This window comes from Parasynechococcus sp., from assembly GCF_042954245.1.
GTDB lineage: Bacteria > Cyanobacteriota > Cyanobacteriia > PCC-6307 > Cyanobiaceae > Parasynechococcus.
In genome coordinates, this window is the sequence record NZ_JBGKDP010000189.1 from 1 (window position 1) to 6900 (window position 6900).

Here is a 6900-nt window from a genome sequence, read left to right on the forward strand (position 1 = left end):
TCAACAGCTGCGGCTGCGGACGCGCAGCAACTTTGATGTGCCCCTCAGCTATTAGTGGCTGATGGGAGCCGGTGGGTGCGATTGGCCCCGTCTCGATCTGGCGCACCCGCACGGGACGCGGTTGGACCTGGAAAGACCGGGCCCTGACTTAGGAATGGTGTCCCTTTTTGCGGGCATCTTCAGCCCACCGCCGGATTGCAGCATGCCGGAATGCTTTTTCCAGCTTGGTCAATTTGGGCTGCTTGTCTTGCAGGGCAGCTTCGCCGCGGGCTTTGGCTGCGTTGATGAAATCATCCGACTTGGTACCGCTGAGTCCACCCATCTCAATGCCTCAACTGAATCAAGCCTGGTTCCGTTGAGGCTCAATTGGGCTCGAAGCAAAGGCTTTCTATCGAATTCAGCCTTGAACGGAATTGTTTGGTAGTTCTTGATCCCATCGTTGAGCCATCCCCTCTGAAGGCTCGGCACTTGGCCGCTGTGTGCGAGGGTAAGCAGTCTTGATCAATTCTTTTTTTTGACGATCTTTATCGGAAATCTCTCCTGGGACGCTGAGCGGGAGGATCTCATTCATCTGTTCGGTCAGTACGGCGAGGTGAGCAAATGCTCCTTGCCCCTCGATCGGGAGACGGGCCGCAAGCGTGGTTTCGCTTTTGTGGACCTCAGCAGCGAAGCCGATGAGCAGTCGGCGATCGACGACCTGCAGAACGTTGAGTGGATGGGTCGTGCCATCTCCGTCCGCAAGGCCGAACCCCGCCGCTGAGCTTCAAAACAGCTTCGATTCACCTCACTGTCCAAAACCACGGTCGGTTGTGGACGGTGAGCCTTTGTTGTGCGTTGCGTTGGTCTGTTGCTGTTGGGAGGCCTGGTTGAGCCGACTGTCGAGCCAACGCGAAATGACATAGATCCCAATGAACATCGGGATATAGATCTGGTAAACACTCTGTTGTTCAATCTCGAGCTGATTGACGGCGGTGACGGCAGCCGTGCTGAGCACGAGGTAGATCCCGACGCGCCGAAACAGGGGTGATTTGAACAACGTTTTGAGAGCTCAAGCATTTCATCATGTTCACCTGCCCACCTGCCGTTGAACTCCCTCAAGTGGGGGATGTGCCAGACGCGCTTTGCCTGCTGAATGGGGAGGTACTGCAACGCTCCGATGCCACCCGCCTATGACCTGATCATTGAGCGTGCGGGCTCGATTGTGGTAGAGACCACCGAGGCCTATGACGATGATGCTGCCTGGCGCGCTGGTCTGATGTTGCACATCGATGCGCTGACGGTCGTGGTCTGCAGGGACGAACAGGACCCCTAATCGATGCGAACCTAGGCTTTTCTTAAGAGTTGGAGCGGTGCTGTGATCGGTTTGATCGCCTCAGGTTTGTTCCTGGTGTTTCCCTCAATTCCCGGAGCAGATCTTTCCCTGTTTCAGCCGCTGAACAGGGAACTCGATGCCCTCTGTCAGGAGCCACCCGCTCAGGCCATCAGGGTGTGCCGCCTTCATGAACGGCTGAGTCAGCGCTCGTTCGGCACCACACCACAGGCAACCCGCGCTCCACCTCCACCGAGGGGGGGCTCGTCCCTGTAGGTGTCGCCTCCAGCGTGAACAATCAGTGCTTTGCCCTTCAGATCAGCTGTGCTGAGCCGTGGCGCCACCACGCTGGTATCGGTCTTGCCGTCTTCATTCACCACCAGCCTGCTGAGATCGCCCCGGTGACCGTTTCCGAAGGGGCCGAGGTGCTGGCCAGTTTCGTCAGGATCCCAGTGCCCACCTGCAGCAAGGCCGGCGACGGGGGTGCCCTCGGCGGTTTCGCCCGCCTCACAGCTTCCTGTGCTGTGCAGATGGAAGCCGTGTTTCCCAAGGCTCAGACCCGCCAGATCGGGATAAATCACCAGGCCTTGGTCGGTGTCTTGCGCTGTGACGCTGCCGATCGACTCGCCAATGCCGTTGGCATCAATGCGTTGCAGGGTCACCTCCAAGGCTTCGCACCAGCCCGGTGTGAGCGTGAGCAGGCCGATGAGCAGAACGAGCTGGGCGAGCAGTCGACGCATCACAGAACAGCGTGTTCTTGAATTGTCGCTCCCGGTTGGTGCCGTTTGCGGTGAAGATGGTGCGTCGTTCAGCTGATGCTTGGTGATGCGTTGGGAATACACCCAGTTGCGCTTCGTGCCCCGGGGGAAGTCGTGGACCGGGGAAATTGAGGAGCTCTGGCTGGATGATCGCCAGCTGATCTCCAGAAGCCATCCGCAGCGCGACGTCAGCCTGGTGGGCTTGATGAATGAATTGGGAGAGCAAGGCTGGGAATTGGTGACCTACGCCCAACCCTTCACCGGCTACCATGGTGGTTGCTACACCTTCAAACGACAGAAGTGAGCAGGTGTTTCATAGGGTTCAGAGCGGACTGGGGCTGATGTGCTGTGCCATGCCCATGAAGCCAATCACGAGAAGTGCAACTGCAACTGTTGAGGCAAGGGATGCTAAACCCATTTGTGTTTGATGGCTCAAGCTTTTCATGCATCAACCTCGTTTTTCAGATGCACGAGAATGCACTGTTCGTAACAGACTCCGTCATCGAGATTGCAGAGTGTCAGACATTCAAAATAGGCATTCACTTGTGATTCAGTGACGCATGCCTGGGCTGCGTTTGGTGATTCCAAATTTGTATTCAGCATGTCATTCTCAATTCGTAGACCGACACTATGCTGATTTTCTTTTTTGGGCAATGAAATTATTGCGGCGGGTAAATACCTAGATAAAATTACCTAATTCGGCTTGATTGTGTTTTTCAGGCTTTGTTTTGTGCTGATCCCTTGCTTCTTAAGGTGCCCCGATGAGCAATGGCAACCCTGCTGAACGGCTCGAGGACGAGCTCGATCGTGCCAAGGCTCGTGGGCGTTGGCTCAGTGACGATGAGCGAGCTGAGCTTGATCGCGAAGCTGATGCGGTGGCCAGTCAGTTGGAGGCCAAGCAACAGCGTGATCGCAAGTTGATGATCCTCACCGGGGTTTGCCTGTTGATTCCGCCGTTGTGGCCTGTGGCGCTTGGGCTGACCCTGTTTCTTCTCTACCCAGACACCATGGCCAGGATCGGGCTGGCTGCCGCGATCGCCTTTTTGGTTGGAGGATTGCTATTGGCTGGCGTGCTCGGTTTGGCGATGGTCTGGCTAACTCAGCTGCTGTTCTGATCAGCTCTGCTGAGATCAGTTTCTTGATTTCACCACCGTCATGCCAACGGGGGCTAGGGCAATCAAAGCCAGCTTGATGTGCTGAATGCCAAAGGGAATGCCGATGATCGTGACAAAACAAGCCAAGGCGCTGCTGAGGTGACCCAGGGCCAGCCACCAGCCGGCCACAAGAAACCAGATCACATTGCCGAGCGCACCCAGGGGGCCCGTCCCCAGATCGCTTTGTCCCCTGAGCTAACGACGGTTTACGGCTTCGGAACCAAAAGGCTAGAGCGAGAAACAGCCGATCACCCAGCACGACCGCGCCCATGGCAGGCCAACGATGGTGATGGCGCAGATCAATGCAGCTAGCCACCAGGCTAGAGCCATGGGCAGTCCGCCGAGAACAACCCAGAGGAGGTTGAGAACCATCGAGAGCATGTCTCCATTGTCACGGCAAGCCCAATGCTTATTCATTAAATTTTGTAAAGGTTATTTGACCAGGCATGTCGGGCAGTTATCAGATTGTTGGCTCTGAATATGTTGGATCTGCTGTTGCAGCACATCTCAGGCCTCAAGGCCATGAAGTTGTCGGCGCTACCACCAGCCCCGGATGGCTGGCTGAACTCTGCGATCTGGTCGACCACCCCCGCCTCTACCGTGCGGGCGACGCCATCGAGCCGATACCAGCTTCCTGGATCGGCTCGATGGCGTTCTGATTGCGATGGCCACCACCACCGCCAACTTTGAAGAGGATCAATACGAAAAGTTTTACGGCCAGGCGGTGCCGGCCCTCGTTGATGCGCTGCGTCAACGCCAAGGGCGCCGGCCGCTGCATGTGACCTACCTGAGCAGTGCTGGGGTGTACGGCGATTAGTCCGGCGCGATCTGCAATGAGCTGACGCCTCCGGATTTTTCCAACAACGCCAACGCTTTTCTGGCTAGCGCAGAGACATCCGTTCTTTCGTTGAACGATGCCTCAACCCAGGCCTGCGTGCTGCGGCTGGGTGGTATTTACGGTCCCGGTAAGGACATCCCGTCGTACATCCGCAGTGCTGCTGGGCAGTCGGTTCGCAAGAACGGCAATCACATTAATGCCTGGGTTCATTTGCACGACATCATCCGCGGCGTTGATTTCGCTGTCGGCCGGCGGCTCCAAGGCATCTACAACCTTGTGGATGATCTCCAGTTCACCCGGCGCCCGCATCTTCAATGCCCGTGTCAGCAATGCCCGGCTGCGTGAGATCGGATTTCATCCCAGCGTCAGCTCCATGCTTGAACCTGTGGCGGCCTGAGCTCCCTGTACCGCTAGTGGCCCCACACAACGTTTGCGGCTGGTTTGATTTTTCGATACACAATGAGAGAATTTCTCTCATTTTTCGTTGTTGATGTAAAGCAGGATTGCGGAATCCACGGTCAACTCGCTGCGTTGATTAGACCTTCTGCATTCCACGCAGTGGTGTTGTGAAAGACAAGTTGTTCTGCATCGAATTTGCGTCATCTTTGGCACTGACGTTGCTGGAGCTCAATGCAGAATTGCTTGAGCTTGCAGAAGAAGACTGCAATGTCACATCAGAGGTTTCTGTTGTTGAGCTTGAGCGAGCTTGCTGATGTTGGCTCGCATCCGTGCCGTCTTTGCTGAGGCACAAACAGAAGGTTTGGATCAGCTGTATGACGTCATCAATGCGGCGCGTGTCTTGCACCGGATTCAGATTTTCAAGCCTGCTACGACCTCGTGATGGCATCCGATGGTCCTGAAGTTGAGACCTGGATCAACTTCACGGTGATTGCAGCCACACGCTTCGATCTTGATGATCAACCGGAGCCGGAACAGTTCCTCTCTGTTCTTGAGGAGTGTTGTGATGCCCGTCGGGTGCAGCAGAGGACTCAGCCCTCGGAATAGCGCAGTGCCTTGAGGCCCATCACCAGATGGGTACGAAAACTTCCCAGCGCCATCACCTGTTTGGGTGATCGGGTGTCGCTTACCGCGTCACCCTGCCCTTCAATCCAACGCAGCAACTCCTGCGTTTGGTCGGCCCACGCACTCAGTGCTGCGCGGAGCAGTTCGTCATCGCTGAGTCGCCCTTCAGGAACGGCGGATGTGTCCATCGCCGCTTTCAGCAAGGCGTTGAGTTGCTGATGACTCAGCGCGTCAGGAACGAAGGGATCGGGATCGATTCTTAAGAGAGTCTTTAGGCATGACTCGACGGTAGTTCAGGGGTATCGGTTGCGACCACCCGTGTTTTGGCTCATTGCGTCAGCGCGATGAAGTTTGATCCAGGTCAACGTTCAGGCCACGTGTGGCGAGGGCCATGCGCCGGGCTGCCAACAGGGCGGGATAGGCGAGTGCTGAACGTTGGTTATCACCGAACAGTTTGGCCAGCACCCGCAACAGGGGATCACTGGGTTTCATGCGCCGGCTGAGTTCTGCAATGGCTTCACTACCATGCCACTTCTGTTCCCCTTCGATCAGAACGGCACCATTGCGTAGAGGTAGTCCGAGGGCATTGAGCTCGCGACGGATGTTGTGATCGGCGCGCCCGTCAACAATGCGGAGGTTGGGAACACCCCCCTGGAGCTCACTGCGTAGGGCGAACTCCCGACAGAATGGGCATCCGCCGTCGTAGATGAGGGTTAACAGCATTGCTGAATTCTGTCGCGAAGGGCCTGGGCCCGGCGTTGTTGATACTCGGCTTGTTGGTGGCTCCCCAGCCGTCATGGGCGGATTGGCTCTGCGATGGGGATCGGCTCAGTGTTGAGATCACGCGAGGAGCCGTCGATCTCACCGGTCTGGCGGAAGGCATTCCCAACATGTTGGAGGGAACCCTGCCGGGGGACGGTGTTCTGCTGCACTGGCGCGACGTGGAGTTGCAACTACCGCGCACCAACAATGCAGGTGCACCCAGTTACACCGATGGTCGTTGGTGGTGGCGTGTTGTTGATGGATCAGCGCCGGAATTTTGGGAACGCCGCGGCACGGTGATTCGCCACCAATGCGAACTGCTTTGAGCCTTCATCCTGCTACCGCCTTTTTCGGTTGCGGTGGTTGGCCTTGCGCGTTCTTACATAGCGATAACCAGCTTGTTCTCGAAAGTTCGGCCAGCAGGTTTCGCACACCAGAATCCAGTCAGCGAGTCGGGAGGTACTGACCCGGACATGCACGTCCCCCGGCTATCTGCAGTGATCGCAACAATATCTTTTGTTTTTCCACAGTTTTTCAACTGACTCCTCTGGCGGATCGGTGTCTTGAGGCTTCCGCTGAGGATTCGTTGCTTCGTTCACAGCAGAGAGCGCTTCATTTGGACTTGATGCGTTTTCAGAATCACTGATGCGTTTGTTGCCTGAAATCAACTGCCAGCACAGTATTCTTCACAACGAACCGCAGGATTTGCTTGAGGCTGCTGAGCGTCTGAGGCTTGTTTTCCACGCTGACGACCAAAACCACTGTGCTCGCCAGGACCACCCGTTTGAGCCCTGTGGAAAAGCTGTGTATAACTCTACGAATCGCCTGGAACTTGGGCGTTGATGGAGGCTTTTAGGGCGGCCATCTCGTGGGCAGTGAGGTGAGCTTCGACGGCTTCAGGCGTGTTGTTCAGATAGTGGATCCATGCCTCGTAGCACTGTTCCTGAGTGGCGATGGAGGATTGCTCGTCGTCTGTCCTTGCGCTGACGAGCAGTTCCTCGATCCTGGCCAGCTGCGCTTCGATGCGGCTCAAGCGCCTGGCGATGGAGTCGTCCT

General features: G+C 56.5%; 14 protein-coding genes and 2 pseudogenes. 9 read left to right on the forward strand and 7 right to left on the reverse strand.

The features are described from left to right. Positions 1-148 precede the first annotated feature (148 nt). Complete coding sequence (locus tag ACGVJ8_RS08475; RefSeq protein WP_392347215.1) at positions 149-322, reverse strand: hypothetical protein; 174 nt, start codon at positions 320-322, stop codon at positions 149-151. Positions 323-514: 192 nt separating this feature from the next. On the opposite strand from ACGVJ8_RS08475, the gene ACGVJ8_RS08480 reads away from it, so the two are divergent. Continuing rightward, on the forward strand, positions 515-760 hold the full coding sequence (locus ACGVJ8_RS08480) for an RNA-binding protein (RefSeq protein WP_006850138.1): 246 nt from the start codon (positions 515-517) through the stop codon (positions 758-760). Positions 761-784: 24 nt separating this feature from the next. Here the strand turns inward: ACGVJ8_RS08480 and ACGVJ8_RS08485 are convergent, their stop codons facing one another. Continuing rightward, positions 785-1036: a hypothetical protein gene (locus ACGVJ8_RS08485; RefSeq protein WP_392347217.1), complete on the reverse strand. Its 252-nt coding sequence runs from the start codon at positions 1034-1036 to the stop codon at positions 785-787. A 120-nt stretch (positions 1037-1156) separates the two neighbouring features. Here ACGVJ8_RS08485 and ACGVJ8_RS08490 point away from each other — a divergent pair, with 120 nt between their 5' ends. Then, entirely contained in the window at positions 1157-1312 is a 156-nt protein-coding gene (locus tag ACGVJ8_RS08490) for a hypothetical protein (RefSeq protein WP_392347219.1), read from the forward strand. Between the two features lie 200 nt (positions 1313-1512). On the opposite strand, the gene sodC is transcribed toward ACGVJ8_RS08490, so the two are convergent. Beyond that, on the reverse strand, positions 1513-2049 hold the full coding sequence (gene sodC, locus ACGVJ8_RS08495) for a superoxide dismutase [Cu-Zn] SodC (RefSeq protein ID WP_392347221.1): 537 nt from the start codon (positions 2047-2049) through the stop codon (positions 1513-1515). Between the two features lie 85 nt (positions 2050-2134). On the opposite strand from sodC, the gene ACGVJ8_RS08500 reads away from it, so the two are divergent. Both ACGVJ8_RS08500 and ACGVJ8_RS08505 read left to right on the forward strand, forming a co-directional pair. Then, positions 2135-2371, forward strand: a complete 237-nt coding sequence (locus ACGVJ8_RS08500; protein WP_186495351.1) for a hypothetical protein — start codon at positions 2135-2137, stop codon at positions 2369-2371. Positions 2372-2828: 457 nt separating this feature from the next. After that, positions 2829-3182 carry a hypothetical protein gene (locus ACGVJ8_RS08505; RefSeq protein ID WP_392347223.1) on the forward strand — a complete coding sequence of 118 codons (354 nt, stop codon included), beginning with the start codon at positions 2829-2831 and terminating at the stop codon, positions 3180-3182. Between the two features lie 15 nt (positions 3183-3197). Here ACGVJ8_RS08505 and ACGVJ8_RS08510 read toward each other — a convergent pair. Beyond that, positions 3198-3602: pseudogene (locus tag ACGVJ8_RS08510) on the reverse strand (YccF domain-containing protein). A 65-nt stretch (positions 3603-3667) separates the two neighbouring features. On the opposite strand from ACGVJ8_RS08510, the gene ACGVJ8_RS08515 reads away from it, so the two are divergent. The 4 genes from ACGVJ8_RS08515 to ACGVJ8_RS08530 all read left to right on the forward strand — a co-directional run bounded on the left by ACGVJ8_RS08515 (position 3668) and on the right by ACGVJ8_RS08530 (position 5064). Further along, on the forward strand, positions 3668-3880 hold the full coding sequence (locus ACGVJ8_RS08515; RefSeq protein ID WP_392347225.1) for a hypothetical protein: 213 nt from the start codon (positions 3668-3670) through the stop codon (positions 3878-3880). A 5-nt stretch (positions 3881-3885) separates the two neighbouring features. Then, positions 3886-4038: a hypothetical protein gene (locus tag ACGVJ8_RS08520; RefSeq protein ID WP_392347227.1), complete on the forward strand. Its 153-nt coding sequence runs from the start codon at positions 3886-3888 to the stop codon at positions 4036-4038. 90 nt (positions 4039-4128) lie between these two features. After that, positions 4129-4404, forward strand: coding sequence for a hypothetical protein (locus ACGVJ8_RS08525; protein ID WP_392347229.1), 276 nt, complete (start codon positions 4129-4131; stop codon positions 4402-4404). Between the two features lie 492 nt (positions 4405-4896). Next, the gene (locus ACGVJ8_RS08530) at positions 4897-5064 is read left to right on the forward strand and encodes a hypothetical protein (protein ID WP_392347231.1); all 168 of its coding nucleotides are present in this window, start codon (positions 4897-4899) and stop codon (positions 5062-5064) included. Here the strand turns inward: ACGVJ8_RS08530 and ACGVJ8_RS08535 are convergent. Continuing rightward, entirely contained in the window at positions 5049-5270 is a 222-nt protein-coding gene (locus ACGVJ8_RS08535; protein ID WP_244272250.1) for a hypothetical protein, read from the reverse strand. The genes ACGVJ8_RS08530 and ACGVJ8_RS08535 overlap by 16 nt on opposite strands. Before the next feature lie 148 nt (positions 5271-5418). Beyond that, positions 5419-5805: a DCC1-like thiol-disulfide oxidoreductase family protein gene (locus ACGVJ8_RS08540; protein ID WP_392347233.1), complete on the reverse strand. Its 387-nt coding sequence runs from the start codon at positions 5803-5805 to the stop codon at positions 5419-5421. On the opposite strand from ACGVJ8_RS08540, the gene ACGVJ8_RS08545 reads away from it, so the two are divergent. Then, positions 5805-6170 carry a hypothetical protein gene (locus ACGVJ8_RS08545; protein WP_392347235.1) on the forward strand — a complete coding sequence of 122 codons (366 nt, stop codon included), beginning with the start codon at positions 5805-5807 and terminating at the stop codon, positions 6168-6170. The two genes, ACGVJ8_RS08540 and ACGVJ8_RS08545, sit on opposite strands and share 1 nt — an antisense overlap. A 488-nt stretch (positions 6171-6658) precedes the next feature. Here ACGVJ8_RS08545 and ACGVJ8_RS08550 read toward each other — a convergent pair. After that, a pseudogene (locus ACGVJ8_RS08550) lies at positions 6659-6900 on the reverse strand (hypothetical protein); the annotation flags it as partial.

Bases quoted from the DNA above. Each gene is read 5' to 3' on its own strand.
- ACGVJ8_RS08475 (WP_392347215.1), bottom strand. From the start codon at position 322: ATGGGTGGACTCAGCGGTACCAAGTCGGATGATTTCATCAACGCAGCC.
- ACGVJ8_RS08490 (WP_392347219.1), top strand. From the start codon at position 1,157: ATGCCACCCGCCTATGACCTGATCATTGAGCGTGCGGGCTCGATTGTG.
- ACGVJ8_RS08520 (WP_392347227.1), top strand. From the start codon at position 3,886: ATGGCCACCACCACCGCCAACTTTGAAGAGGATCAATACGAAAAGTTT.
- ACGVJ8_RS08540 (WP_392347233.1), bottom strand. From the start codon at position 5,805: ATGCTGTTAACCCTCATCTACGACGGCGGATGCCCATTCTGTCGGGAG.
- sodC (WP_392347221.1), bottom strand. From the start codon at position 2,049: ATGCGTCGACTGCTCGCCCAGCTCGTTCTGCTCATCGGCCTGCTCACG.
- ACGVJ8_RS08500 (WP_186495351.1), top strand. From the start codon at position 2,135: ATGCGTTGGGAATACACCCAGTTGCGCTTCGTGCCCCGGGGGAAGTCG.
- ACGVJ8_RS08505 (WP_392347223.1), top strand. From the start codon at position 2,829: ATGAGCAATGGCAACCCTGCTGAACGGCTCGAGGACGAGCTCGATCGT.
- ACGVJ8_RS08535 (WP_244272250.1), bottom strand. From the start codon at position 5,270: ATGGACACATCCGCCGTTCCTGAAGGGCGACTCAGCGATGACGAACTG.
- ACGVJ8_RS08515 (WP_392347225.1), top strand. From the start codon at position 3,668: ATGTCGGGCAGTTATCAGATTGTTGGCTCTGAATATGTTGGATCTGCT.